Genomic DNA, 26,091 nt, shown 5'->3' with positions numbered 1-26,091 from the left:
TCGCGCCTCGCAGTCTGGCGTCGATCACGCACCGCTCCACTGCGCTACGACACGGTTTTGGACCCGCCGACAAACCCTCCGATATGGTCGACGCGATAACGGTGCTGGCGGTGGGTCTCTTATTGGCGGGTATCGCCGGCACGCTCGTTCCGCTGGTGCCCGGCGGACTGCTCTCGCTGTCGGGCGTCTACCTCTACTGGTGGAGTTCCGGCTTCGCCGAGCCGGGAACGCTCGCGCTCGCGGTGCTCACTACGCTCGGAGTGCTCACCCTGATCGCGGAGTTTCTCGGCGGGGCGATCGCCGCCCGCGCGGGCGGCGCCTCGTGGGGAACGACTGCCGTCGCGGCCGTCGTGGGTCTCGCGCTCATGTTCGTTCTCGGTCCTCTCGGGCTTCTCGTCGGGCTGTTCGGGACGGTGTTCGCGCTCGAATTTGCTCGCCACGGCGACGTCGCGGGCGGCACGCGAACCGCTCTCTACGCGACCCTCGGGATACTGGCCTCGACGGCGGTTCAGGTGCTGTTGACGACCGCAATCCTGCTTGGCTTTCTCGTCGCCGTCTTCATCTGAGCCACACCGGAGGCGACGCCGCGACACGCCCGGCCGAAACACTCAGGTCATGGGCCGAGGTACCGATCGACATGGAGTGTGTCGAGGCCGACTGCGAACGCGAGGCGGCCGTGGAACTTCACGTGCCGTGGGCCGACAATCGGCTCGTCTGTGCGCCCCACGCCCGAACGCTCGGGCAGCGCGACGGCGTCGTTCCCGATCCCCTGCCCGACAGTACGGAGCGGCTACTCGGCGGGGAGTGACTGCGACCGGTCGCCGCGTGCTCGAACCTGTCTATCAGTCCAGAATATCCCCGACGCGCCGCGGTTCGCCCTGCAGGTTCGGCTGCTCGGCGACGATCTTCAGGACTTCGTGGTCGGTCACGTCGTAGTAGGACTTCTCGGTCGCCTCCTCGATGAGGTCGCTGTCGAGTCGAAACTCCGTGCCCTCGTAGACGACGTCGACGCCCTCCTCGTCGAACGCAAGTGTAGTCATGCTCGGGGATATGCGACTGGCAGACAAAAACGGGACGGGTTGGGGCCGGGGCCAACCAGCCGCCAGCGGTGGGACTGACCCAATCGATTCGTCAGACGCGCGGCGGACATCTCGTGAATATATTTATGGGCTGGTCGACTGGCTGTGAGTGTGGCGTTCAGCAGGGACCCCCTCGACGAACTCGTGGTTCCCGACGGAACCGAAGCCAAAGAGGTCGATCTGGTGACCGACGGCGACGTCCTCGTCGGCACCCGGTCGACCGTCGACTTCGGCATCCGCGGGCGAAACGTGCTCGTCGGCGAAAGCGTCGACGTCGACGGAAGCATCGAAGCGGCGGGCGACTGCCGGCTCGATATGTGGTGTACGGTCGGTGGCGACGTGCTCGTCGGCGAGGACGCGTACGTCGGCGAACGGGTCACCGTCGACGGCCAACTCAAGGTCGCCGGCGATCTAGACATCGGCGACGACGTCGAGATCGAGGAGGGGTTCGAGGCCAACGGCTGGATCGTCATTCGAAATCCGATGCCAACGATCGTCTTCCTGTTCGTCTACCTCAAACATCTCCTGTTGCTCGGTGAGGAAGACGCCGCCCAGCGGCTCGTCTCCGAACTCGTCGACGACGAGGGCGAGGAGCCGCCCGTCGAACCGCTCGTGATTCCGGGCAACGCGACGGTCGGCGACGACGCCTGGCGCGTCTCGACGCCGGCCCGAATCGGCAGCGAGTGTCGCCTCCACGGCAACGTCCGTGCGGAGACGATCGACGTCGGCGCCGACTCGAACGTCTTCGGCAGTCTCCGAGCCCGCGGCGACGTGACGGTCGGTGAGCGAACGCGGATTCACGGCGACCTGACCACCCGTGACGGCGACGTGACGGTCCGCGAGAGCGCCCGCGTACTCGGCGACGTCTCCTGTCGCGATCTCGACCTCCACCCGGACGTCGAGATCGACGGCTCGATCCGGGCGACCGGCGAGATCACGATGGGGACGACCGAACGCGAGCGGGAGTGAGACGGTCACGGGACGAGTGCACGCCGAGTCCACCATCGCGTGAGGTCGCCCAGATCCTCATTTTCAACCGTGTGAAACACCCCTCATCCTTAAGAGGAACACCTACGATGGATGAGGTGAGCATGGGAGACACACACACGATGCGAGACCGGAGGGACCGATGCGATCTCTCGTCCTGACCAAGGGCGTGCCGGACTTCTCGGAGGGTGCCGTCTCCTTCGACGAGGACGGCCACTTAGAGCGGGGCAAGACGCCGACGGTGATGAATCCGAACGACGCCTTTGCGCTGGAGGCCGCCCTCCAGACGAAGGTCCGCCACGGCGGCCACGTCAGCGGGATGTGTATGGGTCCACCATCCTACACGAGCGTCTTAGAGGAGGCGATGGCCTCGGTCTACACAGACGACAGCTATCTCCTCTCCGACCGCGAGTTCGCCGCCTCGGACACCTGGGCGACCGCGATCACGCTCTGTTCGGCAGTCGAGAAGTATCAAGACGAGGTCGCCGACGTCGACCTCGTTTTCGCCGGCTTCAAAACGGCGGATGGCGAGACCGGCCACACCGGCCCCCAGACCTGCTGGGGGCTCGAGTGGCCTATCGTCACGCACGTCCTCGCGCTAGACATCGATCTCGAGGAGCGGGTGTTGCGGGCCAAGCGGCTGGTCGAGGGCGACGTCGACGAAATCGAGACCGTCGAGGCGCCCCTGCCGTGTATGGTCATCGCAGATCCGGAGTTCGCCCCGACCTATCGGAAGGCCTCTCACCGACTGACGCACAAGCAACTTCGCGCAGAGACACAGGCCCGGGCAGCCGAACACGACGAGTACCTGACGGAGTGGGACCACGAGGACCTCGACCTCGATCCCGACTACATCGGTCTCGACGGCTCGCCGACGATCGTCTCCTCGGTCGATCCGATTCCCAAGGCGCCGGCCGAGCGCGAAGCAACGATGATCGACCCCGACGATCCCGAGGGCCTGGGCACCGTCGTCGACGAACTGACGCCGTTTGCGGGAGGTGACTAACTGTGGGTATCGACCCCGAGGAACACACAGTTCCCGAACTGACCGAGGAACTGGACACGATCGACGACGTCGACGAACTCACTGCCGTCCTCGAGGCCGAACGTGCCGGCAAGGACCGGAAGACGGCTCGCGAGGCAATCAATCGTCGCCTCGATTCGGTCGGCGCGCAAGACGACGCCGGCGCCGAGGGCGAGGAGACCGAGGTTGAAACCGACGACGAGGCCACGGACGCCAGCACCGTGTCCGACGACGAGACCGAAGGCGAGTACGAGGAGACAGCTGAAACTATCGGCGACGACGCCGAGGGTGACGAACCCGAGGCGGACGAAGCTGGGAGCGAAGAATCCGACGCCGATACACCCGACGAAGCGATCGAAGCGATCGACGAGGAGATGGCCGAGACGCGGGACAAGCGCCACGTTCGCGCGCTCGTCGGGGGTGACTACGAGGATATGTGGGTCTTCTGTGAGACCCAGCAGGGCGAACTGCTCGACGTCTCGAAGGAGATGCTCGGGAAGGCCCGCGAGCTGATGGATCAGTACGAGGCGGATTACGGTGACGAAGAGCGCGTCGTCGCGTTCGTCGTCGGCGACGACTGCGCTGACCTCGCCGAGGAGGCGATCGCCTACGGCGCCGACGTCGCGGTCTTCCACGAGGACGACCGCCTCGAGCGGTTCACCCACACGCCCTACACGCAGATCGCGGCCCACATGGCCCGCGGTGAGGGAACCGTCGAGAGCACCGACTGGCGCGAGTACGACGAGCCCCGGTACGTGCTCTTCCCGGCGACGAACAACGGTCGGGACCTCTCCGCGATGGTCCAGGCCGAACTCGACTCCGGGCTCGCTTCGGACTGTTCTGACCTCTTCATCCAGGAAGAAGAGGCCTCGAACCCGGTCAAGACGGGCGAACCCGGCGTCAAAAAGACGTTCGAGCGCGTCCTCCACATGAAGCGACCCGACTTCTCGGGCTTCGAGTATTCGACGATCCTCTGTCTCGACAACCCCGACCGGGACTTCCACCCGCAGGGGGCCTCCGTCATTCCGGGAACGTTCGACGTCCCCGATCCGGACCCCGACCGCGAGGGGCTCGTCGTCGAACACGACATGGAACTCGACGACGAGTGGTTCGCCGTCGAGATTGAGGAGTACGACACCCTAGAAGCGGGCGTCGACCTGACTGGCCACGACGTCGTCGTCTGTCTGGGTCGGGGCATCGCCGACGACCCCACGCTCGGGATGGAACTCGGCCTCGACCTCGTCGACGCCTTCGACGATTCGGCGCTCGGCATCACCCGAGGGATCGTCACCTCTGCCTACCAGTTCGAGGGCCACGTCGAACAGTACTCGAAGGAGGAACGCCAGATCGGCGAGACGGGCCAGGTCGTCGCACCCGATCTCTACATCGCCGCGGGCGTCTCCGGCGCGGTCCAGCACAAGGTCGGTATGGACCAGTCCGACACCATCGTCTCGATCAACACCGATCCCGACGCCCGCATCCGGGACGTCTCCGACTACTTCCTCAAGGGCGACCTCTTCGAGGTCCTTCCGCAGCTGACGGCGGCCGTCGAATCCGGCGAGTTACAGCTCGAAGCCGCCGCCGACGGGGGTGGTGACGATGACTGATGGCGGCTACGAGCACTACGAGGCGATCGTCGTCGGCTGTGGTCCCGGCGGGGCCGCGGCGGCGGCCCGCCTGGCAGACCACGGCGTCGAGACGCTCGTCTTAGAGCGCGGCGTCGAGGCCGGCTCGAAGAACGTCTCTGGCGGCCTGATCTACGCCGAGGAGTCGGCGCCGTACGCGATCGACGACCTCTTTCCCGACTTCCGCGAGGTGGCCGCAGAGCGCCCCGTCACCGACTACTACATCCACAACGTCGCCGGAAACACGGTCAAAACGTACGATCTGACCGATCTCCACGAACACGACACCGACTGGTGCGACGCCGTCCTCCGCCGGCAGATGGACTCCTGGCTCGAGAAGCGCGTCCACGAGAAAACCAGCGAGACGGGCGGGGGCGTCCTCACCGAGGTGCGGGTCAACGGCCTGCTCAGAGAAAACGGTGAGATCGTCGGCGTGACTTGCGACGAACTCGACCCGATCACGGCCGATCTGATCGTCGCGGCCGACGGGGTCAACTCCGAACTCGCCCGCGACGCCGGCCTGATGAATTGGGAGGAACCAGACGAGTGGTTCCAGGGCGTCAAAGCGACCGTCGAGATGGATCCCGAGGCGATCGAAGAGCGCTTCGACGTCGACTCCGACCAGGGCGTCGCCCATCTCTTCTCGGGCGATCTCTTCTCCGACGTTCGGGGCGGCGGCTTCCTCTATACGAACGAGGACAGTCTGTCGGTCGGGACCGTCTTCCACCTGGATAGTCTCGTCGAGCAGGAGGCCGAACCGCACGAGCTGCTCGACGCCCTGCTCACTCACCCCTTGCTCGCCCAGTGGTTCCGCGGCGAGTACGACGAGCGCGAGTACGCCGCGAAGCTCGTCCCGGACTCGAAGAAGGTCGCCCACCGCGAGCCCTACCGGGATCGGCTCGTCCTCGTTGGCGACGCCGCTGGCCAGATGCAGGCCCAGGGGCCGATCATCAAGGGGATGAACCACGCCGTGACCGCGGGCGCGCTCGCGGCCGACGCCTTCGCGAGCACCCGCGGCAACACCGATCCCGAGGCCGCAGGGCGCCAGTACGCGGCGTCTCTCGAGGACTCTGGGACGATGGCGAAACTCCGGCCGCGACGGTACGACCTCGCAAAGACCGTCGGCGAGCGCGACCTCGTCACGAGGGCGGTTGATACGGTCCTCGAGTCACGAGTCGGCGGCCTCGCGGTCGGCAATCCGCTCTCGAAGCGGCTGCTTCGTCGGGCGTACAACTCGCCGTTTCTCGTCTCGATGCTGCCGGACGCACAGACCGGCTACGTCACACTCCCGGCGGTGATCGGCGAGCAACACGGCCGGACAATCCACTGGGAGAACGAGGTCGAACCCCCCTCCCTCGAGGAACGGATCGGAGACCTCACGTACGATACAGACGTCGGGAACCCCCACATCCGACTCGTTGAGGACTCCGTCGAAGCCAGCGGGGCGGCCGTCGCCGCCTGCCCCGTCAGCGCCGAGGACTTCGGCGGCGGCTGCTATCGGGCAGAGACCGTCTCGACTAACGGCACGGAAGAGACCGTCGTTAGCTTGGACACCCAGCCCTGCATCGAGTGTGGCACCTGCGCGATCGTCGCCGAGACCGAGTGGGAACACCCCCGCGGCGGCAAGGGCGTCGAGTACCGCGAGGGGTGACGGGCCGGTAGCCGCGAATCCATGAACTGCTACGGCTCCCAGATCGCGGCACTGGCCCGCCGCGCTCAGCGTGACCGCGAGACGTTCGATCCCGAGACGGCGACGCCCACCGCCGCCGATACGTACCTCCGTGAGGGAGTCGGACCCGCCGTCTGGCTCTACGTCGAAGCCCGGACCGGCGGGCGGCTGGTTCCGTTTTCGTCGGCTGAACTCGACGCACTCCGCGGTGCGATGAACGGGTGGCTCGAGTTATATGTGCGGTGTCACGGCTCGTCGATCGACGCCGAGTTCACCCTCAGGGAGGCCGCGACCGTCCTCGTCGAGACCCGGAACGTCTTCGATACGGCACAGCTGTTGACCCGCGTCCCTGACCGATCCTGAGCCACGTCGCTAGGTTGTGCTGACAGTTCGTTCTCACGCTTCTTCCGGCAGCCAACAAACTCATATGAACCGACGGTCAATTTCTTCCTCAATGAATCGACGGAGTCTCCTCGCGGGGTGTGGGGCCGCCGGACTGGCTGGTCTGGCCGGTTGTCTCGGACTCGTCGGCATGGACGAGCACGAGGCGTCACCTGCTGGCGTCGATGTCCAGGCTCGTGACGAGACCGGCTACCGACAGACGGGCATCGACGATGTCGTCGTCGACCGAGACGTTGGCGCCGGCCCGCTCTCCTCAGAAGTGAGCGCGACGAACTACGTGACCGAACACGAGAAGACGATCGATATGGGAATACTCGGAGAGGCACGCGGTGCGATGTTCATGGTCCTCACGACACCCCAGATCGGGCTCCTCGGCCGGAATTTCAACCCTGTCGAGGATATGTCTGCGGCAGAACTGATCGAACTCGTCGAGGATAACTACGACGAGATCGGAAACGTCGAAGAAGATACATCCGATACCGTCGAGATTCTCGATCAATCGACGACGCAGACCCGGTTCACCGCGGACGCGGTGTTCGAGGGACAGAGCCTCCAGGTGTACCTACACGTCAGCGAGGCCGTCCAGACCGACGACGATCTGCTCGTGACGATCGGCGTCTACCCGCGACAACTCCGCTCGCAGGAAGAGCCCCTCATTCTCGAGTTGATGGCTGGTGTCGACGAAGACGCTCACGAGGACGCGACGACCGATGAGGAGCACAACTCGTCAGCCGACGATGGCGAGACCGACGGCGTCCTCGGAATTGTCGGATAGCACGAGAGTTGTGGCCAAGCGTTAGGTTCGACGCTCAGTAGATAAGTTCGTCGTCGCTTTCGACCATGTAGAGCGTTCGAGCCGCGATATTCACGGCGTGATCGCCGACACGCTCTAGATCCCGAATCGTCAGCAAGAGCCTCGAGACGTCTTGTAACAGGGATTCGACTTCCTCTTGGGTCTCGAGTTCGCGCTCGATCAGATCACGGACGACGATCTCGCTGGCTCGCTCGGCAAAGCCGTCTAAGTCGTCGTCGCGCGTCGAGAGGTCGTAACACATGTCGATGTCCTCACTGTCGTAGGCGTCGATCGCATCTTCGACCATCACGAGCGTGAGTTCGCCCATCGCTTGTACGTCGACGTCGGGAAACCGATCGCGCTCGGCTTCTAAGGTGTACTCGCCGACGTTGACCGCGAGATCTGCGATCCGTTCTAGGTCCGTGATGATCTTGAACGAGGCGGCGATAAAGCGCAGATCGCTCGCCACGGGCTGTTGGAGGGCGAGTAGATCGACACACTGCTGCTCTAGATCGAGGTACATCCGGTTGACCTCGCCGTCGCCCTCGATTACTTCCCGGGCGAGTTCGCGGTCCTTACGCTGGAGCGCGTCGAGGCCCATGCGAAGCCGTTCCATCACGACCTCGCCCATGTAGCAGACGTCCTCGCGGAGCGCCGTGAGTTGTTCTTCGAACGATTTTCTGGCCATATTTCACCGACCTGGCCGGGCGAAGATATAGCTTGTGCCCGCGGCTAGTTCCGCGAGGCGAGTCCCGTTACGGGCAGGCGACACGCTGACTGGGGTGAGCAACGGTGTACACATAGAGAACTGGTCATACCGAACTCCATCGCGAAATCGACGATCTGGCTTCACCCGAACTTGCCGGTGATGTAATCTTCGACGCGCTGGTTCTCTGGGTTGTTGAAGATCTTGTTGGTATCGTCGAACTCGACGAGGTCGCCGCCGGTGAGGAAGACTGCGGTCTTATCGGAGATGCGGGCCGCTTGCTGCATGTTGTGGGTGACGATGACGACGGTGTACTCCTCGGCTAACTCCTCGACCAGATCCTCAATCTGGGAGGTCGCGACGGGGTCGAGCGCGCTCGCGGGTTCGTCCATGAGCAACACCTCCGGGTCGGGGGCGATCGCCCGCGCGATGCAGAGGCGCTGTTGTTGCCCGCCAGAGAGGTCGAGGCCGGACTCGTCGAGTCGGCCATCGACCTCGTCGAGCAGCGCTGCCCGATCCAGTGCCTGTCGAACCTTCCGCTCGACGTCGTCGTCTTTGCCCTGGACGCGCAGCCCGTAGGCGACGTTCTCGAAGATACTCTTTGGGAACGGGTTTGGCTTCTGGAACACCATCCCGATCTTCCGTCGGAGCGCGACGGGATCGACGTCCTCGTCGTAGACGTTCTTGCCATGGAAGAAGAGCTCCCCGTCGACGTTGGCGACGTCGATCAGGTCGTTCATCCGGTTGATCGAGCGCAGGAACGTCGACTTTCCACAGCCCGAGGGGCCGATCAGGGCGGTCACTTTGGTCTCGGGGATGTCCATGTCGATCCCCTGTAGCGCCTGGGTCTCGCCGTAGTAGACGTCGAGATTACGAGACTGGATGACCGCGTCGTCGACACGGGTGCTGTCGTCGGGCTCGTCGGTTCGGTCCCACATCGAGTCGCGTGCATCCGACTCGTCTGTGGACACCGCCTGCGATTGCGGGACCGTCTCCGTACCGCCGTCTGGAAGCATGGCCGTTGTCGAACCCTCGCGGCCCGGGCAGTTACCTGTTGTGGGACGATCGTTGGTGGTTCGGTTTGGTGGTGTCTTTCGGGTCATTGGTAATCAGGCGCGGCGGTCGTACTTATTTCGGATGTAGATCGCGGTCGCGTTCATGAGCAACAGGACGCTCAGCAGGACGATGATCCCAGCCGCCGCGACGTGCTGGAAGTCACCTTCCGGTGCTTTCGCCCACTCGAAGATCTGCATCGGCATCGCGGCGAACGAGCCGGTGGGGTCTGTGATACTCGGCGGCGCGAACATCGACGTCGCCGCCCCGACCATGATGATCGGCGCCGTCTCGCCGATCGCGCGGGACAGCGAGAGGATGATCCCGGTCATGACACCCGGGATCGCCTCCGGCAGGACGACGTTTCGGATCGTCTGCCACTTCGTCGCGCCCGCACCGTAGGAAGCCCGGCGCATCGAGTCCGGCACCGCCCGCAGGGACTCCTGGGTCTGGACGATGACGATCGGCAGGATCAGCAGCGTTAGCGTCAGCGCGCCCGCGAGCAGGCTCGCCCCCGCACCGATCGCGCGGACGAACAGCGCCAACCCGAGCAGTCCGTAGACGATCGACGGGACGCCTGCGAGGTTCGCGATGTTTGCCTCGATGAACTGGGTGAACCGCGTCTCAGCGGCGTACTCCTCTAGGTAGATCGCGGCGCCGACGCCCAGTACCAGCGTGAAGATCGCGGTGAGGACGATGAGGTAGATCGACCCCACGAGCGCCGGGTAGATTCCGCCCGGCCCCGTCGGTAGGTCCCCGTAGTTCGACGGATTGTAGTGTTCGACCAGATACGACGGCGGGTGGGTCAGGAACTCCCAGGTGAGCCAGCCCCAGGCCTCGGCGACCACGTCGTACACCAGTGCGACGAGTGCGACGATTCCGACCATCGTCGCCGCGATACAGAGACCGAGGAAGATGCGACCGTAGAGACGCATCCGGCGGATCGAGGCATCGTCGACCGCGAAGCCGTCGTCTGCGGTTTCCGCGCTCATTGGTACTCCTCCCGGTAGCGTGACTGAACCCACATGCTCCCGACGTTCATCGTGAACGTCATCAGGAACAGCGTGAGCCCGATTGCAAACAGGCTCATGTAGCCGACGGAGCCGACGGAGGCGTCACCGGTCCCGATCTCGACCATGTACGCCGTCATCGTCTGCATCTCAGCAAAGGGACTGGCGGTGATCTGGGGCAACATTCCGACAGCGAGGGTGACGGCCATCGTCTCGCCGATCGCCCGCGAGATCGCGAGGATGTAGGCGGCGAGAATACCCGACAGCGACGCGGGCAGGACGACCTGGGTCGAGACCTCGAACTTCGTCGCGCCGAGTCCGTAGGCGGCGTTCCGAAGCGAGTCCGGCACCGAGCTCATCGCGTCCTCGGAGATCGACGACACCATCGGGATGATCATGACGCCGACGACGATCGCTCCCGAGAGGGCGTTGAACGTTCCCACGCCCGGGTGGAAGTACTGGATAATCGGCGTAATAAACGAGAGCGCGAAGAAGCCGTAGACGATCGTCGGGATTCCCGCGAGGACCTCGAGCGTCGGTTTGATCGTCCGTCGGACGCGCTCGTCGGCGTACTCGGAGAGGTAGATCGCCGTCAGCGTGCCGACTGGGATGGCGATCAGCGCCGAGCCGACAGTGATGACGAGAGTCCCCCAGACCAGCGGCAACACGCCGAAGCTCGGGTTCTCGGCGGCGCGGGGGTTCCACTCGGTCGTGGTCAGGTACTCGACGATCGAAACGTGCGCGAAGAAGTCGATTGCGCCGTCGACTAACACCAGGATGATCGCGAGGGTCGTCAGGACGGTGACGAGCGCACACGAGAAGAAGATCCACTTCGCGGCCCTGTCGACGACGCTGCCGACACTGTTGGTGTCTCGGCTCAAATCGATCGGTTCCGTGCTCATCGGTGGCTGTGAGTGTCCGTCGGGTTCGCGGACTGTTCGATAGATGCGACGTTCGTGTTCATTCGTCCTCCTCGGTCGGTTCGTCTTCCGCTTGCGGTTCGTCCACTCCGATCAACTCGTCGAGTTTCGCGTGTTGTTCTGCGATCGTCTCGTCCTCGATGGCGTAGAAACCGACGTCTCGGGCGGTCTCCTGTGTGTTGTCGAGGTAGAATCGCAGAAACTCCCGGACTGCCTCGCGTTCGAGGGCATCCTCGCGAACGTAGAGGTACATCGGCCGAGAAAGGGGACTGTAGCTGCCGTCCTCAATCGTCTCTGCCCTGGGATAGATGCATCCGTCGCCGTTGTCGACGGCGATCAGATCAAGATCGTCCTCGTTCTCGTAGTAGTAGCCGGCGCCGCCGAACCCGATTGCGTGTCGATTGCCGCGGACGCCACGGATGATCGCGTTCGTGTCCGGAGTTCCGCTGTAGTCGCCGCGGATGTTGCCGACGGAGCCGGTGATCTCCTCGGTGAAGTAGTCGAACGTTCCCGAGGCGGAGTCCCGGCCGTACAGCGAAATCACCTCGTCGGGCCACTCCTCGGCGTTCTCGGGCGTCTCATCGCCGATCTCGGCGAGATCTCGCCACGTCTCGACAGACGAGTTTCGCTCCCAGAGTGCGCCCAGTTGCTCGGTGGTAAGGCAGTCACACCAGTCGTTGTCGGGGTGTTTCATCATCGCGATCCCGTCACGGACCACCTCGAGTCTGAACCACTCGACGCCGGTTTCCTCACAGAGCTCCAGTTCGTCGTCGGCGATATCACGACTCGCGTTCTGGAGGTCTGTCTCGCCGCGACAGAACTGCTGGAAGCCGGCGCCGGTTCCGGACCCGCGGACCGGAATCTCGACCTGGTTGTTCTCCCACGAGAATAGCTCAGCCACCAGTGCGCTGTTTGGCAACAGCGTGTTCGAGCCGTCGATAACGATCTCTCCCTGCAGGCCGCTGTCCTCTCCTCGAGTGATACAGCCGGCCAGGCCGGCCGTCGCCGCGCCTGCGACGCCGAGTAAGACGCGCCGACGCGAGCGCCCCCGGCCGCCTCCGGCTCTCGGCTGTGTTCCCATCACCTGGGACAAGGAGCCGACCCGTCTAAATACGCTACTATGTTCTCTATATATCTCTACATAGGAAATGGAGATATATATTTGTGCACTAGAGAACTGCTTAGCACGAAATTTATACTGGGTCTATATCGTAGTATATAGCTGTATATACTGCGCTAACCCCCTCCAACGCCCCGTATGGTCCTCGAGTACATAGATTTCGATCAATATATGGTGGTGGGCTCAAACCCGCCGGTATGGAGACGCGAAAGGTCCAGGTGACTGGTGGCTCTACATACACCGTCTCGCTGCCAAAAGAGTGGGCGACTGACAACGACGTTTCTGCCGGAAGCACCGTCGAATTCTACCCGGAGGACGACGCCCTCCTGTTGACCCCGCGCTCGGAGACCAACCGCCAGGAGGGGACCCTCGACGTGACCGATCTCGAGGGTGAACGCCTCATGCGCGCCGTCATGACGATGTACGTAAGCGGGTTCGATATCATCCGTCTCGAGGCCGCTCGCGTCACGACCGATCAGCGAAGCACGATCCGGGCCGCGACGCAGGGGCTGGTCGGCGTCGAGGTCCTCGAGGAGACGACAGACAGCGTCGTCATCCAGGACTTACTCGACTCCTCCGAGCTGTCGATCGTCAACGCCGTCTCCCGGATGCGGCTGATCGCCGCGTCGATGCTCCAAGACGCGGTCGTCGCCCTCGTCGAGAACGACGACGACATCGCCCACGACGTCGTCCAGCGCGACGACGACGTCGACCGCCTCTGGCTGGTCGTCTCGCGCATCTTTCGGGCGACGTTGCGCTCGCCACGCGCGGCCGAGGAACTCGGTGTCCCTCGCGAGGACTGTTTCGACTATCACTCGAGCGCGCGCCAACTCGAGCGCGTCGCCGACCACGCGGTCAAGATCAGCAAGCTGGCGCTCAAACTCGAGGAGATTCCCGCGGACGTCGCCGACGCCCTCGTTGCCCTCCAGGAAGACGCTGCTGGCGTCTTAGAGCGCTCGATGGACGCGCTCTTTGCCGAAGAGAGCGAGGAGGCAAACCGGTTGGGACACAGCGCTCGCGAGTCGGTCCTCGAGATCGACCAACACACCCGGACGATCGACGACATGCTCCGCGAGCTCGATCCGTTGCAGGCCCAATCGCTCGGCCTCATCGTCGACTCCCTGTCCCGAAGCGCAGACTACGGCGGCAACATCGCCGAAACGGCGCTCCAGAAGGCGGCGCCACGTCCCTGAGTCTTCTTCCAAGGGGAGCTCTTGGGTGGAATTGTCGACTTCCTATCCCGAGGATCATAGAAGCGACGCTAGAACACGTTCGGCGCCACTATCCGCAGCGAAAATCGCTCAGTCGTCGAGCAGGACGGCGTTGACCTGGCCGGACTGGCCGGGTCGGGAGGTCACGCGAGCCGTTCCCTCGCCGGTCTCGATGACGGCACCCTTGGTGACGATGTTTCGGCGGACGTAGTTGGGGTTGGCGTCGTTTTCGACGACGTCGGCGATCTCGGTGGTGACCGCCTCGCCGCCCGTGTTGACGGTGGCCACGTTCGTCGCCAGCGCGCGGGTCTTTTCGCCGTTCCCACGCACGTCGACGGTGCGGAATCGGGGCTCGCCGACCTGCGTCTCTGCAGGGTGGCGTCCGAGCTGGTGTTTGCGTCGGTTTCGAGTATCCTTCAGTCGACCGCCCGTGCGTTTTCGGGTGGAGCGTCCGTGATCGTTCATACTCCCACGGAAACCCGGTAGCTACTTGAATGCACTCTTTCGGCGTCGGGGCTGGCTCGCCTGTCGTCGGCGAACGAACGCTTCGACTGGCGCCGGTCGGTCACTCCTCGACCAGACAGTAGGCGTGCCCGGGTGCGAGGAGTTCTTCGTCGACCTCGTCGTCGTAGTGGCCCTCGATGACCCCACGCTCGGCGTAGTAGATCTGGCCGTCGACGGGGACGGCCGCGCTCGTCACTCGTCCACGGTTTTCCACGCGCCAGAACCGCTCTCCGGTCTCCTTGTCGAGTGCGTAGAGATGCGCGTCGTACGAGCCTACCAGCACCGCGTTCTCGGTCACTGTAAGCGAGCCGATCACCCGGCCGTTGACGGTCTCGGACCACAGTTCCTCGCCGGTTTCGGCGTCGAGTGCGTAGACGGTGCTGTCGTCGCTTCCCATGTAGACGACTCCCGTCTCCGGATCGATCGCCGGGTTCGACATGATGACCCGGCCTGTCTCGAACGACCACAGCTCCTCACCGTCTTCCAGATCGAGACAGTAGAAGAAGCCGTCCCAGGAGCCGACGTAGACGCGTCCGTCGTAGGCCGGCGCCGTCCCCTTGATCTCCGCGCCCAAGTTGAACTCGCCGCCGGCTTTCTCCTCGCCCTCGGGGCCACCCTCCGGCCCAGCCTGGAACGTCCACGCCCGCTCTAAACAGGGGTACTCCCAGCAGTAGACGACGCCGTCGTTCGACCCCGTCACGATCCGTTCGGTCTCGAAGTCGAACGTCGCCGATGGGTGGGGCTGGCCCCAGATGTCGTCGTCCTTCCAGACCGGCGAGCCGGTCTCGGGGTCGATCGCCCACAGTGCCCCCGAGGAGGGGCTGCCGTACTCGGCAACCACGTACAGCGTCCCGTCGTAGTACGCCGGGCTCGAGCCGATCGCGAGCGTCCCGTCGAGTTCGTGACTGCGCGTGCGCCAGACCATGTCGCCGGTGTCGGCCTCGATTGCGTAGAGATCGCCGTCGTAGCCGCCGATGTAGACGATCCCGTCGACGATCGTCGCCGACCCATGAAAGCCGAGGCTCGTCGCGCCCGTCTGGGTCGACCACCGACGGCGCCCATCGGGGGTGTACCCCTCGACGAGGCCAGTGTCGCCCGCGAAGACGATCGTCTCGCCGTCCGGCGTCGGCACCGGACTCGCCTTCGCCGCGGTGTGGCCGACGTAGTTGATCGGAAACGACCAGTTCACGCTCACCGACTCCGGCACGGTCTCGTCGGGGTAGTACCCCCACCGCTGGAGGCCGCGGCGCCACATCGTTACGTCCTCGTCGGGGTGACTACCGTCTTCGGGGAGTGCGGGGAGGTCGGCGGGACAGTCGGGCCGGCCCAAGTCGCCGTCTGCGTCGAGCGTACAGCCCGCCAGGGAAGCGGCAGCGCCAACCCCTGTCGCCTGGAGTAGCCGTCGTCGTGAAAGTCGGTCAGCGATCGCGTCTGTGGCCGAAACGGGCCGTTCAGAGGGTCGCATGTGGGGGATCTTGCTGCAAGGCGAAGCACGCTCCGTCCAAAAGTGTCCCGGTTTCGCAAGCTTCGGGGCGCGATTTGGGGTTCACAGATGGTGCGCAAAAATCTCCACTAAAAAGCCGCTCGCTACGCTCGCGGATCTTACTCCTGCTGGGCGTCGACGACCGCCACGCCCGCCAGATTGACGATGTCTTTGACCTCGTCGCCACGCTGGAGGACGTGAACCGGCTCGTCCATCCCGACCAGCATTGGGCCGATCGCGTCGGCGCCGCCCAGCCGCTGGAGCAGCTTGTAGCCGATGTTGCCCGACTCTAAGTTCGGGAAGACGAGCACGTTCGCGGGTTCCTCGAGTTCGGCGAAGTCGTACGTACCTGTGAGGATGTCCTCGACGACAGCGGTGTCGGCCTGCATCTCGCCGTCGACCGGGAAGTCGGCCTCGGGGTCGTCTTGCAGACGCCGGGCCGCCGTCCGCGGCTTCCGGGTGTCTGCGTTGTCGACGCTGCCGAAGTTCGAGTACGAGAGTAAGGCGGCGCGGGGCTCGACGTTGAATCGCCGGGCGAGTTTGGCGGTCTGTTTCGTGATCTCCGCGAGGACCTCCTCGTCGGGGTCCTGGTTGACCGTCGCGTCGGCGACGAAGACGACCCGGTTTTTGAACGTCAGCAGGTAGACGCCGGCGGCGTAGTCGACGTCCTCGGCCGTTCCGACCACTTGCAGGGGCGGCCGGAGCGCCGAGGGGTAGTGGTGAGAGAGTCCCGTCAGGAACGCGTCGGCGTCGCCGCGTTCGACCATCACGCTGCCGAAGTAGTTGGTGTCGCGCTCGATCAACTCGCTCGCCTCCGTTCGCGTGATGCCCTTGCGCTGGCGTAGCTCGTACAGCCGCTCGGCGTACCCCTCGCCGTCGGCCGTCGGATCGGCAACCTCGGGCGCGAAGTCGAGCCCGAGATTGGCCGCCGTCTTCCGGATGTCGCTCTCGTCGCCGATCAGAACCGGGTCGGCGATCCCTTCCTCTTCGAGCTGGTAGGCCGCACGGATCATCTTCTCGTTCTCGCCCTCTGCGAGTGCGACCGTCTTCGGGTCGCTCTTTGCTTTGTTCAGGACGACCCGCATCATCTCGCGAGACTTTCCGAGGCGCGCCTCGAGCTGTTCTTCGTAGGCGTCGAGGTCGATCTCGGTTCGCGCGGCTCCGGCGTCCATCGCGGCCTGCGCGACGGCTGGAGCAACCCGGAACAACACCCGCGGATCGACCGGCTTCGGGATGATGTATTCCGGACCGTACTGCAGCGGTTCGTCGCCGTAGGCCTTGACGACGGCGTCAGGTACGTCTTCGCGGGCCAGTTCCGCGAGCGCCTCCGCGGCAGCGACCTTCATCGACTCGGTGATTCCCGTCGCCCGGACGTCCAACGCGCCACGGAAGATGAAGGGGAAGCCGAGCACGTTGTTGACCTGGTTTGGGTAGTCAGAGCGGCCGGTAGCCATGATGACGGTGTCCTCGCGGGCCGCTTTCGCCTGCTCGTAGCCGATCTCCGGATCGGGGTTGGCCATCGCGAAGATGATGGGATCGGCTCCCATCGAGCGGACCATCTCCTCGTCGACGAGGCCGCCGACCGAGAGCCCGACGAAGACGTCGGCGCCCTCGAGTGCGTCCGACAGGTCGCCTTCGGAAACGTCCTGGGCGAACGCGCGCTTGTACTCGTTGATCTCGTCGTTCTCGACGCGCTGTTCCGTGATGATCCCTGTCGAGTCGCACATGAAGATATTCTCCCGGCGCGCCCCTAGCGAGACGTAGAACTCGGCGGTAGCCAGCGCGCTCGCCCCCGCACCGGAGAAGACGATTTTCAGCTCCTCGATCTGCTTGTCAGCGACGTCGACGGCGTTCAACAGCGCGGCCCCGGAGATGATCGCGGTGCCGTGCTGGTCGTCGTGAAAGACCGGGATGTCCATCTCCTCGCGCAGGCGCTCTTCGATGACGAAACACTCGGGGGCTTTGATGTCCTCTAAGTTGATTCCGCCGAAGGTGGGCTCCATCATCGTGATCGCCCGGATCAGCTCGTCGGGGTCGGCCTCGTCGAGTTCGATGTCGAAGACGTCGATGTCGGCGAAGCGTTTGAACAGGACCCCTTTCCCTTCCATTACCGGCTTCGACGCCTGTGCGCCGATGTCACCGAGGCCGAGGACGGCCGATCCGTTCGAGACGACTCCGACCAGGTTCCCCTTTGCCGTGTAGCTGTACGCGTCGGTTTCGTCGTCGTCGATCGCCAGACACGGAGCGGCCACACCCGGCGAGTACGCAAGCGAGAGGTCTCGTTGGGTGTTCGTCGGTTTCGTCGTCGAAATCTCGATTTTCCCGGGCGGATCCGTCCGGTGATACTCGAGGGCGTCCTCGTCAAGTCCCATGTGACACGTACTCCCGCCCACCACCAAAAGCGATGCGAACGGGGCGTTCGACGGTCGTCGAAGCCATCGGTATCGGCGTTTCGAACGTTTCGTTCCGACTGGTTTATACGGACCGCGCCAGTGTGCCGGGGTATGGACGTCGCGCTCGGTGGGACATTCGACCCCGTCCACGACGGTCACCGCCGCCTCTTCGATCGAGCGTTCGAACTCGGCGACGTGACCGTCGGCCTGACGAGCGACGAGCTCGCCCCGAAAACGCGCCACGAGGATCGCCCGGTGTCGTCCTACGAGCGCCGGGAGCGTCGTCTCGAGACCGAACTCGCATCCTTCGCCGAGGAGTACGACCGGGCGTTCGAAATCCGACCGCTCCACGAACCGACCGGTATCGCGACCGAATCTCAGTTCGACTATCTGGTCGTCTCGCCGGAAACCGTCGACGGCGGCCACCGAATTAACGAGATCAGGCGTGAACGCGGCCACGACGCCCTCGATATCGTCGTCGTTCCGCACGTCGTCGCCGACGACGGCGACATCATCTCGAGTACTCGAATCGTCAACGGCGAGATCGACGAACACGGAGCAGTGCTCGACGGGACGCAGTCGGACGGCGAGTGACCGACACACGACGGCTCTGCTGCAGAGTGGCCGATACACCCCTCCTCCGAGCCTGTTCGATCGCCGCCGCTCTCGCAAGCAGTAGGTACTCCACACCGCTCGTCCCAGAACGGTGTATGCAGAGCGTTATTCACGTCCCCTCCGGCGACGAGACCGAACAGCGAACCGCCTTCGCGATTGCCGAGAACCTCTTGGCGGACGAGGAAATCGACGACATCGTACTCGTCGTCCAGGCCGACGGAATCGGCGCGATCAAAGCAGGCGGCGAGAACGAGGACACGGTTCGTGCGCTACTCGACGATGATGTCGCGGTGAAGGCTTGCGAGAACACCCTCGACGGCCGCGGACTCGCGGATTCCGATCTCGTCGAGGGAGTCGAGACGGTCCCGGAAGGCGCCGTCGAGGTCACCCGACTCCAAGCCGATGGCTACGGGTACGTTCGACCGTAGCACGGCGCAGTTGTCTCGGGTCTACCAGCCCGGCGGCTCCAGTCCGGCACTCTCGAGCAGGTCCTTCCAGCGCTGCTGGATCGACAGCCGCGAGACGTCGGACGCCTCGGCCACACGTCCCTGTGTGCAGCCCTCTCCAGCAACCAGCGACCCGGCGTAGACACTGGCCGCGAGGACCGCTCGTTTCGATCGGTCGGCCTCGGGAACGTCAGAGAGGAATAGCTCGGCCGCACACGATCGCGCGTCGGTAGACAGACCGAGTCTGTCGGCGATCACTTCGAGCTCGTCGAGCCAGGCCTCGTGCTCGACCCGGTCTCTCGCGCTGTGCATACCCAGTTGTAGTGTCCAATGCGGGATAAACGTCCGTACGTTCACGATCCGACCTCGCGCTGTCAGCACTTCCCGACAGTCCCCCGTCAGCCTCTGTAAGTCACGATTACTAAAGCTCGACTCGCCCCTCCGTAGTTCACGTGTGTCCGTCTCCAGTCCGCGGTCACGTTCCTATGTCATCCAGGGTAACCTGCAAGCTCGTCTGTACCGGATGCGGTCTCGAGCTACCGTACCGGGACCGGTCGATGGCCGAGCAGGCCGCAGAGCTCCACCAGCTGCGTGACTCGGAGCACGTTACCTTCATCGTCCCACCCGACTGGTCGCCCGAAGAGCCCCTGGCCCACGACTGAGGCGCAGAGAGACTCGGTCGGATCGACAGCTTCTTACTCGAATCGACGGTACGCTGTGTTGAGCGCGGGTAGCCAAGTGGTAACGGCGCAGCGCTTAGGACGCTGTCCCGTAGGGGTCCGCAGGTTCGAATCCTGTCCCGCGCATTGCTGTCGCGAGCAATTCCGCGAGCGACAGCTATCGCAAAAGGATTCGAATCAAGGAGTGAAGTGAGCGAAGCGAACGGAACGACTGTGGTTCGAATCCTGTCCCGCGCATCCACCTTTTGCTCTGCGGGCTGACTGCGTCAGCCCTCGGCAAAAGCTGGACCAAAAGCACTGCACTCCTCCCTACGGTCGTCGCTTGGCCCGAGCGCGTAGCGCTCGGTGAACGGCTTCACTCGGGTTCTCCGAACCGCTCGTTTGCCGACAGTTGACTGGTGTGTATTGCAGTGGGTCTTGTACCAACTCTGGGAGCAGCGTGCTGCGACCTCCCTGATTCGAATTCTGTCCCGCGAACCCGCCAACCGACCTTCTCGAATCCAATCCACCGCTCGCGCCGGGCTGCCAGTTGCAGTATTTATATTATCGATGCGGACAGATCTCCGAGCACATGCCAGCGAATGATTCACTGGGCATCGGTTTCGTCGGCGCCGGCTTCATCACCGACACGTTCCACTCGGAGACGCTGCGCGGGATCCGACACGCTCACGCAGCGGGCGTAATGAACCCGACTCGGAGCAAGGCCGAAGCCCTCGCGGAGAAGCTCCGCGGGTACGAGTGTGGGGATCCGACGGTCCACGAGTCGGTCGGCGAGTTGACGCGCGATCCGGACGTCGACGCGCTCTGGATAACCAGCCCGAACTTCACCCGCCTCGAGACGATCGAGGCGGTCGTCGAGGCCGTCGAGGACGGCGCCGATCTGGACGGCATCGCTATCGAGAAGCCCCTCGCGCGCAACCTCGCGGAAGCGCAGGAGGTCGTCGACCTGATCGAGTCGATCGACGTCAACCACGCCTATCTCGAGAATCAGGTGTTCATGCCCGGCATCGCGAAGATCAAGGACCTCCTCTGGGACAGCGCCGAGGCCACGGGCCGGCCCTACCTCGCGCGCTCGGCCGAGGAGCACGCCGGGCCGCACTCGGCGTGGTTCTGGCAGGGCGACAAGCAGGGCGGCGGCGTCTTGAGCGACATGATGTGTCACTGCCACAAGGTCAACAAGCACTTACTCGAGGCCGAAACCGGCGACGATCTCACCCCCCTCGCCGTGAGCTGTGACCTCTCGACGCTGAAGTGGACCCGCGACGAGTACGCCGACCGGCTCGCCGAGGATTTCGACGTCGACTTCCAGGCCGAGCCCACGGAGGACTACGCCCACGCCACCGTCTTCTACGAAACCGACGACGGCGAGGTCGTCGTCGCCGAGTCGACGAACTCCTGGTGTTTCGTCGGAAAGGGGCTGCGTATCACCATCGAACTGCTCGGCCCGGAGTACTCCGGAAATATCAACACGCTCGACTCGGGCGTCAACGTCTTCTTCTCGAGCGAGGTCGAAGACGACACCGGCTACGTCGTCGAGAAACAACAGGCCGGCCAGGGCGAGATGGCCGTCATCCCGGACGAGGTGACGACCTACGGCTATCTGGATCAGAACCGCCACGTCGTCTCGGCGTTCCGAAACGGCGAGAACGCGAGCGAGGACCTCTACGACGGGCTCGAGATCGTCGAACTCTGCATGGCGTCGTACCTCTCGGCCGAGCGCGGCGAGCGCGTTGCCTTCGACGACGTCGATCTGGAGGAGTACGTCCCGGAGCCGGCCCGCGGCGAGTTCGATCCGTCCCCATCCGGAATGGCCGGCGACGACTAGCCCCAGACCGTCCGTTTCGACCTTCTTCGAACCGTTTTGCTTCCTGCGACTGCGACCCCGTCCCAGCGAATACAGGCCGCGCCGGCAAGGTCATCCTGGCCCTCCGACCCGCACGGAGTTGTTCCACAGTGCCTGACCTACGCCCCATCGACGAGCAAGTGATCGTCATCACCGGCGCCTCCTCCGGCATCGGCCTCTCGACTGCGCGGATGGCCGCCGAACGCGGCGCGCGACTCGTCCTCGCCGCGCGAAGCGAGGACGCCCTGCGGGAGCTGGCCGAGGAGACCGAGGCCGAGGGCGGCGACGTGGAGTACGTTGTCGCCGACGTCGGCGACCGCGACGCCGTCAGAGAGATCGCGGCCGTCGCCGAGGACGCCTACGGCGGCTTCGACACCTGGGTGAACGGCGCCGCGGTCTCCATCTACGGCAAACTGACGGACGTGCCAGTCGAGGACATGCGCGAGCAGTTCGAGACCAACGTCTGGGGCGTCGTCTACGGCTCGCTCGAGGCCGTAGCGCATCTGCGCGGGCGCGGCGGCGCGATCATCAACATCGGGAGCGTCGTCTCCGAGCGCGCTCTCATGTTGCAGGGCAGCTACTCGGCGTCGAAACACGCCGTCAAGGCGTTCACCGACACGCTGCGGATGGAACTCGAAGACGAGGGTGCGCCGATCTCGGTGACGCTCGTCAAGCCGGGCTCGATCGACACGCCGTATCCCCAGCACGCGCGTAACTACATGAATGAGGAGGCGACGCTGCCACCGCCGATCTACGCGCCGGAGACGGTCGCCCGCGCGATCCTCGACGCTGCAGAGCGCCCACAGCGGGAGGTGACCGTCGGCGCCGGCGGCAAACAGCTCGCGGTGCTCGGACAGCATGCCTCGGGACTGATGGATACACTCATGCGGACGGTCTTTAGCCGACAGCAGCGGACGGAACGCCCTGACGCCGAGCGTGGAACCGACGCCCTCGACGAACCATCCGGAGATCTCGAGGAGCGCGGCGAGTACGAGGGCCACGTCGCCGAGACGAGTCTCTACACAACGCTCGTCCAGCGACGCCTTCCCTCCAGACGGACTGCGGGTCTCGGGCTCGGAGCGCTCGCGCTGTACGCGGGGTATCGGCTGCTCCGTGGTGGTGACGGCGGCCGTGGCGGTGGGGGCCGCAAATCACGATCCGGACGCGCCCGACGCGACGCTGACGACTTGCGCAAACTGCGCCCGCTGCCAGTGTTTACCGACTGACCTGGCTGGCGTGACGCTGCCGCTCGTTCTATCACCTACTTACAATACGGACCCCACGAAACCCCGAAGATGCACATGTCGATGGAAGAAATCGCGACCGACGACGCACCAGGTAGTATCGGTCCGTTCTCGCAGGCGGTCCGCCACGGAGACACGATCTACGTTTCGGGCCAGGGTCCCGTTGACCCCGAGACCGATGAGATCGTCGGCGACGACATCAGAGAACAGACCGCCAGAACACTCGAGAACATCGAGATCGTCCTGCAGGCCGCGGGTGCATCTTTGGACGACGTGCTCAAAGCGACCGTCTTCGTCACCGATATGGACACGTACGACGCCGTTAACGAGGTCTACGCGGAGTACATGAGCGATCCGTTCCCGGCCCGAAGCGCCGTCGAAGTCGCGGATCTCCCGATCGATATCGGCGTCGAGATCGAAGTGATCGCTGCAGCCTGATCGGTTTCGCGGCCCAGTTTGCCGGCAGCATGATTTATCGTCGGAGACCGTCCCAGTGCAATGGATTTTTGACGTGGCGCGCGTACCGATCCGGTATGAGTTTACACAACAGGGACGTCCGGCAGGATGTACGCGAACTGGGGGCGCTGCTCGGAGACGTCCTCAAAGAACAGACCTCGCGACGGTCGTTCGAGACGGTTGAATCTGCTCGCCAGTCGTCGATCGCCTACCGTGACGGCGAACTCGACTCTCGTGAGCAGTTGGCGAACACGCTCGCGAACCTCTCGCCGAACCAACAGCGGATCGTCGCCCGCGCGTTCACCACCTATTTCGAGTTGATCAACTTAGCCGAGGAGCGCGAGCGTGTCCGCTCGATTCGCGAGGGGTCCCAGGAGGGAACTCTCGAGGATAGCTTAGAGACAGCCGCCGAGGAACTCGCCGAGGAGGACATGGAGACGGTACGCCAAATTTTAGACGACGTCCTCATCGAGCCGACGTTCACCGCCCACCCGACCGAGGCGCGGCGTAAAACGGTCAAGGCCAAGCTCCGGTCGGTCGCGAACCACCTCGAAACACTGGACGAGCGCTTGCTGACCGACAAGGAGCGCGAACAGGTCTGGCGCGACGTCGACGCCGAGGTTACGAGCCTCTGGCAGACCCCCCAGGTCCGCAAGCGCCAGCCCGAGGTCGAAGACGAGGCCCGAAACGTCCAGTGGTACTTAGAGAACACGCTGTTCGACGTCGTCGGCGAGGTCTACGACGAGCTCACCGTCGCCGTCGAGGACGAAGTCGGTGAGAGCGTCGACATCCCCAAACTCTTCGAGTTCCGCTCGTGGGCTGGCAGCGACCGCGACGGGAACCCCTTCGTCACCCCCGAGGTAACGGCGAACACGTTAGAACGCCAGCGCCGAGTCATCCTCGACCGCTACCGAGAGCAGTTAAAACGCCTCTCTGGTGTCCTGAGCCAGGACGGGAGCCGAATCGACGCCAACGGCGCATTCCAGGAGAGCTTAGAGCGCGACCAGGATCGACTCCCCGGGAGCGCGAAGACCGCCGAGGAACGCTATCCGGGTGAGCCCTACCGCCAGAAGCTAAAGCTGATGCGCGAGCGCTTAGAGCGCGTCGGTGACGTCCGACCGGGCGGCTACGAGGACGCCGATGAGCTGCGCGCCGACTTGGACGTACTCGCCGAGAGTCTTCGCGAGAACAGCGCGGGGTCGGTCGTCGACGCCCACGTCGATCCTCTGCGCCGGCAGGTGTCGACCTTTGGCTTCTCGCTGGCGAGTCTCGACCTGCGCCAACACCAGGCCAAACACACCGGCGCGATCGCGGAGGCGCTCGAACAGGAGGACATCGACTACCGATCGCTTTCGGAGGACGAGCGCGTCGAACTGCTCACCGACGCGATCCTCCAAGACGAGCCGATCATCGATCTGGAGGCGGTCCAGGACGACGTCTCCGAGGACGCTCAGAAAGTGTTCGGGCTGTTCGCCAACCTTGGAGACTGGCAGACCGAGTACGGCGTCGAGGCGATCGACACCTACTGCATCTCGATGAACGACGAGCCGAGTCACGTCATGGAAGTCCTCTTCCTCGCCGATCAGGCCGGCGTCGTCTCCCTGCCCGAACACTGCGGGATCGACATCGTGCCCCTGCTCGAGACCGAGTACGCCCTCTCGGGCGCCCGTCGGATCATGGGGACGCTCTTCGAAAACGAGGCCTACAGCCAGGCTCTCGAGGCCCGCGGCCAGACCCAGGAGATCATGCTCGGCTACTCCGACTCGAACAAAGAAAACGGCTTCCTGGCGGCGAACTGGTCGCTGTACAAGAACCAGCGCCGACTCGGCGAGATCTGTGATGACTACGACGTGACGATGCGGCTGTTCCACGGCCGCGGCGGCTCGATCTCGCGGGGCGGCGGCCCGATGAACGAGGCGCTGCTCGCCTTGCCGAACAACACGATCACCGGCCAGGTCAAGTTCACCGAGCAGGGCGAGGCGATCGCCGAAAAGTACGGCAATCCACGCATCGCCGAGCGAAACATCGAGCAGATGCTAAACGCCCAACTCCGATCGCGGCTGTACTCGATTCGCCAGCCCGAAGAGGACATCCCCGAGGAGTGGATGGAGGCCATGGAGACGATGGCAAACGCCGCCCGGACGGAGTATCGAGACCTCCTCGAGTCCGAGGGCTTCGTCGAGTACTTCGAGCAAGCGACGCCAATCTCCGTCATCGAGAACTTAGACCTCGGTTCGCGTCCTGCCTCACGTTCCGGCGAGCGGACCGTCGAAGATCTGCGTGCGATTCCGTGGGTCTTCTCCTGGACCCAGTCGCGGTGCATCCTCCCGGGCTGGTACACGATCGCCTCCGGTATCGACGCCTACCTCGATGACGGCGGCTCCATGGAGACGCTCCAGCAGATGTACGACGACTGGGCGTTCTTCCAGACGACCCTCGACAACGCCGCCCTCTCGCTCTCTCGAACCGACCTCGAGATCGCCGCCGATTACGCTGACCTCGCCGACGAGGATCTCCGGGAGACGTTCTTCCCCCGTCTGACCGACGAGTACGACCGCGCCACCGATCTGATCACCGAGATCGGCCAGCGCGACGAGCTCCACACCCGCGACTGGCTCGGCGAGAATCTCGAGCGACGGAATCCGTATGTCGATCCACTGAACGAGCTTCAGACCTACCTCCTCGACCGAACCCACCGAACCGACGTCGAGGAACGAACCCTGCGCCTGACCGTCAAGGGAATCGCCGCCGGGATGAAGAACACCGGATAACGAGTTCTCTGTCGATATCCTTCGCTTCCGACGAGTCGGTTTCCCCGAGACTCACTC

Annotated in this window: 26 protein-coding genes and 1 tRNA gene; 17 read left to right on the top strand and 10 right to left on the bottom strand. The window is 64.3% G+C overall.

Features of this window, described 5'->3' with window-relative positions:
• Nucleotides 1-83 precede the first annotated feature (83 nt).
• On the top strand, nt 84-566 hold the full coding sequence (locus OB905_06035; protein MCU4925546.1) for a DUF456 domain-containing protein: 483 nt from the start codon (nt 84-86) through the stop codon (nt 564-566).
• Nucleotides 567-637: 71 nt separating this feature from the next.
• Complete coding sequence (locus tag OB905_06030) at nt 638-808, top strand: hypothetical protein (GenBank protein ID MCU4925545.1); 171 nt, start codon at nt 638-640, stop codon at nt 806-808.
• A 34-nt stretch (nt 809-842) separates the two neighbouring features.
• Here the strand turns inward: OB905_06030 and OB905_06025 are convergent, their stop codons facing one another.
• Nucleotides 843-1,040, bottom strand: coding sequence for a DUF5800 family protein (locus OB905_06025; protein ID MCU4925544.1), 198 nt, complete (start codon nt 1,038-1,040; stop codon nt 843-845).
• A gap of 150 nt (nt 1,041-1,190) precedes the next feature.
• Here OB905_06025 and OB905_06020 point away from each other — a divergent pair, with 150 nt between their 5' ends.
• The 6 genes from OB905_06020 (at nt 1,191) to OB905_05995 (ending at nt 7,561) form a co-directional block, all read left to right on the top strand.
• On the top strand, nt 1,191-2,048 hold the full coding sequence (locus OB905_06020) for a polymer-forming cytoskeletal protein (GenBank protein ID MCU4925543.1): 858 nt from the start codon (nt 1,191-1,193) through the stop codon (nt 2,046-2,048).
• Nucleotides 2,049-2,208: 160 nt separating this feature from the next.
• Complete coding sequence (locus OB905_06015) at nt 2,209-3,072, top strand: electron transfer flavoprotein subunit beta/FixA family protein (protein MCU4925542.1); 864 nt, start codon at nt 2,209-2,211, stop codon at nt 3,070-3,072.
• 2 nt (nt 3,073-3,074) lie between these two features.
• Nucleotides 3,075-4,697, top strand: coding sequence for an electron transfer flavoprotein subunit alpha/FixB family protein (locus OB905_06010; protein MCU4925541.1), 1,623 nt, complete (start codon nt 3,075-3,077; stop codon nt 4,695-4,697).
• On the top strand, nt 4,690-6,366 hold the full coding sequence (locus tag OB905_06005) for an FAD-dependent monooxygenase (GenBank protein ID MCU4925540.1): 1,677 nt from the start codon (nt 4,690-4,692) through the stop codon (nt 6,364-6,366). Before OB905_06010 ends, OB905_06005 begins: the two co-directional genes overlap by 8 nt.
• Before the next feature lie 21 nt (nt 6,367-6,387).
• On the top strand, nt 6,388-6,747 hold the full coding sequence (locus tag OB905_06000) for a hypothetical protein (protein ID MCU4925539.1): 360 nt from the start codon (nt 6,388-6,390) through the stop codon (nt 6,745-6,747).
• A gap of 91 nt (nt 6,748-6,838) precedes the next feature.
• Nucleotides 6,839-7,561, top strand: coding sequence for a DUF6517 family protein (locus OB905_05995; protein MCU4925538.1), 723 nt, complete (start codon nt 6,839-6,841; stop codon nt 7,559-7,561).
• Between the two features lie 34 nt (nt 7,562-7,595).
• Here the strand turns inward: OB905_05995 and phoU are convergent, their stop codons facing one another.
• From phoU to OB905_05970, 5 genes are all read right to left on the bottom strand, one after another.
• Nucleotides 7,596-8,267 carry a phosphate signaling complex protein PhoU gene (gene phoU, locus OB905_05990; protein ID MCU4925537.1) on the bottom strand — a complete coding sequence of 224 codons (672 nt, stop codon included), beginning with the start codon at nt 8,265-8,267 and terminating at the stop codon, nt 7,596-7,598.
• Between the two features lie 161 nt (nt 8,268-8,428).
• Nucleotides 8,429-9,223, bottom strand: a complete 795-nt coding sequence (gene pstB / locus OB905_05985; protein MCU4925536.1) for a phosphate ABC transporter ATP-binding protein PstB — start codon at nt 9,221-9,223, stop codon at nt 8,429-8,431.
• A 171-nt stretch (nt 9,224-9,394) separates the two neighbouring features.
• Nucleotides 9,395-10,330, bottom strand: coding sequence for a phosphate ABC transporter permease PstA (gene pstA, locus OB905_05980; protein ID MCU4925535.1), 936 nt, complete (start codon nt 10,328-10,330; stop codon nt 9,395-9,397).
• The gene (gene pstC, locus OB905_05975) at nt 10,327-11,250 is read right to left on the bottom strand and encodes a phosphate ABC transporter permease subunit PstC (GenBank protein MCU4925534.1); all 924 of its coding nucleotides are present in this window, start codon (nt 11,248-11,250) and stop codon (nt 10,327-10,329) included. Before pstC ends, pstA begins: the two co-directional genes overlap by 4 nt.
• 58 nt (nt 11,251-11,308) lie before the next feature.
• On the bottom strand, nt 11,309-12,349 hold the full coding sequence (locus OB905_05970) for a PstS family phosphate ABC transporter substrate-binding protein (GenBank protein MCU4925533.1): 1,041 nt from the start codon (nt 12,347-12,349) through the stop codon (nt 11,309-11,311).
• 236 nt (nt 12,350-12,585) lie between these two features.
• Here OB905_05970 and OB905_05965 point away from each other — a divergent pair, with 236 nt between their 5' ends.
• A complete protein-coding gene (locus OB905_05965; protein ID MCU4925532.1) occupies nt 12,586-13,581 on the top strand; it encodes an AbrB/MazE/SpoVT family DNA-binding domain-containing protein in 996 nt (331 codons plus the stop codon).
• A gap of 108 nt (nt 13,582-13,689) precedes the next feature.
• Here the strand turns inward: OB905_05965 and OB905_05960 are convergent, their stop codons facing one another.
• From OB905_05960 to OB905_05950, 3 genes are all read right to left on the bottom strand, one after another.
• A complete protein-coding gene (locus tag OB905_05960) occupies nt 13,690-14,064 on the bottom strand; it encodes a 30S ribosomal protein S8e (GenBank protein MCU4925531.1) in 375 nt (124 codons plus the stop codon).
• A 100-nt stretch (nt 14,065-14,164) separates the two neighbouring features.
• Complete coding sequence (locus OB905_05955; protein ID MCU4925530.1) at nt 14,165-15,568, bottom strand: PQQ-binding-like beta-propeller repeat protein; 1,404 nt, start codon at nt 15,566-15,568, stop codon at nt 14,165-14,167.
• A gap of 137 nt (nt 15,569-15,705) precedes the next feature.
• Nucleotides 15,706-17,958, bottom strand: coding sequence for an NADP-dependent malic enzyme (locus OB905_05950; protein MCU4925529.1), 2,253 nt, complete (start codon nt 17,956-17,958; stop codon nt 15,706-15,708).
• A gap of 132 nt (nt 17,959-18,090) precedes the next feature.
• On the opposite strand from OB905_05950, the gene OB905_05945 reads away from it, so the two are divergent.
• Both OB905_05945 and OB905_05940 read left to right on the top strand, forming a co-directional pair.
• Complete coding sequence (locus OB905_05945; GenBank protein ID MCU4925528.1) at nt 18,091-18,573, top strand: phosphopantetheine adenylyltransferase; 483 nt, start codon at nt 18,091-18,093, stop codon at nt 18,571-18,573.
• A 116-nt stretch (nt 18,574-18,689) separates the two neighbouring features.
• Complete coding sequence (locus OB905_05940; GenBank protein ID MCU4925527.1) at nt 18,690-19,022, top strand: DsrE family protein; 333 nt, start codon at nt 18,690-18,692, stop codon at nt 19,020-19,022.
• A 21-nt stretch (nt 19,023-19,043) separates the two neighbouring features.
• Here the strand turns inward: OB905_05940 and OB905_05935 are convergent, their stop codons facing one another.
• Nucleotides 19,044-19,352: a transcription initiation factor IIB family protein gene (locus tag OB905_05935; GenBank protein ID MCU4925526.1), complete on the bottom strand. Its 309-nt coding sequence runs from the start codon at nt 19,350-19,352 to the stop codon at nt 19,044-19,046.
• A gap of 173 nt (nt 19,353-19,525) precedes the next feature.
• Here OB905_05935 and OB905_05930 point away from each other — a divergent pair, with 173 nt between their 5' ends.
• The 6 genes from OB905_05930 to ppc all read left to right on the top strand — a co-directional run bounded on the left by OB905_05930 (nt 19,526) and on the right by ppc (nt 26,034).
• On the top strand, nt 19,526-19,702 hold the full coding sequence (locus OB905_05930) for a hypothetical protein (GenBank protein MCU4925525.1): 177 nt from the start codon (nt 19,526-19,528) through the stop codon (nt 19,700-19,702).
• A 62-nt stretch (nt 19,703-19,764) separates the two neighbouring features.
• A tRNA-Leu gene (locus tag OB905_05925) sits at nt 19,765-19,846 on the top strand.
• 445 nt (nt 19,847-20,291) lie between these two features.
• Nucleotides 20,292-21,545: a Gfo/Idh/MocA family oxidoreductase gene (locus OB905_05920; protein ID MCU4925524.1), complete on the top strand. Its 1,254-nt coding sequence runs from the start codon at nt 20,292-20,294 to the stop codon at nt 21,543-21,545.
• Between the two features lie 128 nt (nt 21,546-21,673).
• Nucleotides 21,674-22,789: an SDR family oxidoreductase gene (locus OB905_05915; GenBank protein MCU4925523.1), complete on the top strand. Its 1,116-nt coding sequence runs from the start codon at nt 21,674-21,676 to the stop codon at nt 22,787-22,789.
• Nucleotides 22,790-22,870: 81 nt separating this feature from the next.
• Nucleotides 22,871-23,245 carry a Rid family detoxifying hydrolase gene (locus OB905_05910; GenBank protein ID MCU4925522.1) on the top strand — a complete coding sequence of 125 codons (375 nt, stop codon included), beginning with the start codon at nt 22,871-22,873 and terminating at the stop codon, nt 23,243-23,245.
• 95 nt (nt 23,246-23,340) lie between these two features.
• Complete coding sequence (ppc, locus tag OB905_05905) at nt 23,341-26,034, top strand: phosphoenolpyruvate carboxylase (GenBank protein ID MCU4925521.1); 2,694 nt, start codon at nt 23,341-23,343, stop codon at nt 26,032-26,034.
• The last annotated feature ends 57 nt before the right edge of the window (nt 26,035-26,091 follow it).

The organism is Halobacteria archaeon AArc-dxtr1, from assembly GCA_025517425.1.
Taxonomy (GTDB): domain Archaea; phylum Halobacteriota; class Halobacteria; order Halobacteriales; family Natrialbaceae; genus Halostagnicola.
The sequence above is the reverse complement of the archived record's forward strand: the minus strand, read 5'-3'. Positions and strand labels throughout refer to the sequence as shown.

Coding starts and splice junctions, on each gene's coding strand:
- OB905_05970 (MCU4925533.1), bottom strand. CDS start 12,349: ATGGGAACACAGCCGAGAGCCGGAGGCGGCCGGGGGCGCTCGCGTCGG.
- ppc (MCU4925521.1), top strand. CDS start 23,341: ATGAGTTTACACAACAGGGACGTCCGGCAGGATGTACGCGAACTGGGG.
- pstB (MCU4925536.1), bottom strand. CDS start 9,223: ATGTGGGACCGAACCGACGAGCCCGACGACAGCACCCGTGTCGACGAC.
- OB905_06035 (MCU4925546.1), top strand. CDS start 84: ATGGTCGACGCGATAACGGTGCTGGCGGTGGGTCTCTTATTGGCGGGT.
- OB905_05965 (MCU4925532.1), top strand. CDS start 12,586: ATGGAGACGCGAAAGGTCCAGGTGACTGGTGGCTCTACATACACCGTC.
- OB905_05920 (MCU4925524.1), top strand. CDS start 20,292: ATGCCAGCGAATGATTCACTGGGCATCGGTTTCGTCGGCGCCGGCTTC.
- OB905_05950 (MCU4925529.1), bottom strand. CDS start 17,958: ATGGGACTTGACGAGGACGCCCTCGAGTATCACCGGACGGATCCGCCC.
- OB905_06025 (MCU4925544.1), bottom strand. CDS start 1,040: ATGACTACACTTGCGTTCGACGAGGAGGGCGTCGACGTCGTCTACGAG.
- OB905_06030 (MCU4925545.1), top strand. CDS start 638: ATGGAGTGTGTCGAGGCCGACTGCGAACGCGAGGCGGCCGTGGAACTT.
- OB905_05960 (MCU4925531.1), bottom strand. CDS start 14,064: ATGAACGATCACGGACGCTCCACCCGAAAACGCACGGGCGGTCGACTG.
- OB905_05995 (MCU4925538.1), top strand. CDS start 6,839: ATGAATCGACGGAGTCTCCTCGCGGGGTGTGGGGCCGCCGGACTGGCT.
- OB905_05935 (MCU4925526.1), bottom strand. CDS start 19,352: ATGCACAGCGCGAGAGACCGGGTCGAGCACGAGGCCTGGCTCGACGAG.
- OB905_05930 (MCU4925525.1), top strand. CDS start 19,526: ATGTCATCCAGGGTAACCTGCAAGCTCGTCTGTACCGGATGCGGTCTC.
- OB905_06005 (MCU4925540.1), top strand. CDS start 4,690: ATGACTGATGGCGGCTACGAGCACTACGAGGCGATCGTCGTCGGCTGT.
- OB905_06015 (MCU4925542.1), top strand. CDS start 2,209: ATGCGATCTCTCGTCCTGACCAAGGGCGTGCCGGACTTCTCGGAGGGT.
- OB905_05945 (MCU4925528.1), top strand. CDS start 18,091: ATGGACGTCGCGCTCGGTGGGACATTCGACCCCGTCCACGACGGTCAC.
- phoU (MCU4925537.1), bottom strand. CDS start 8,267: ATGGCCAGAAAATCGTTCGAAGAACAACTCACGGCGCTCCGCGAGGAC.
- pstA (MCU4925535.1), bottom strand. CDS start 10,330: ATGAGCGCGGAAACCGCAGACGACGGCTTCGCGGTCGACGATGCCTCG.
- OB905_05955 (MCU4925530.1), bottom strand. CDS start 15,568: ATGCGACCCTCTGAACGGCCCGTTTCGGCCACAGACGCGATCGCTGAC.
- OB905_05940 (MCU4925527.1), top strand. CDS start 18,690: ATGCAGAGCGTTATTCACGTCCCCTCCGGCGACGAGACCGAACAGCGA.
- pstC (MCU4925534.1), bottom strand. CDS start 11,250: ATGAGCACGGAACCGATCGATTTGAGCCGAGACACCAACAGTGTCGGC.
- OB905_06000 (MCU4925539.1), top strand. CDS start 6,388: ATGAACTGCTACGGCTCCCAGATCGCGGCACTGGCCCGCCGCGCTCAG.
- OB905_05910 (MCU4925522.1), top strand. CDS start 22,871: ATGGAAGAAATCGCGACCGACGACGCACCAGGTAGTATCGGTCCGTTC.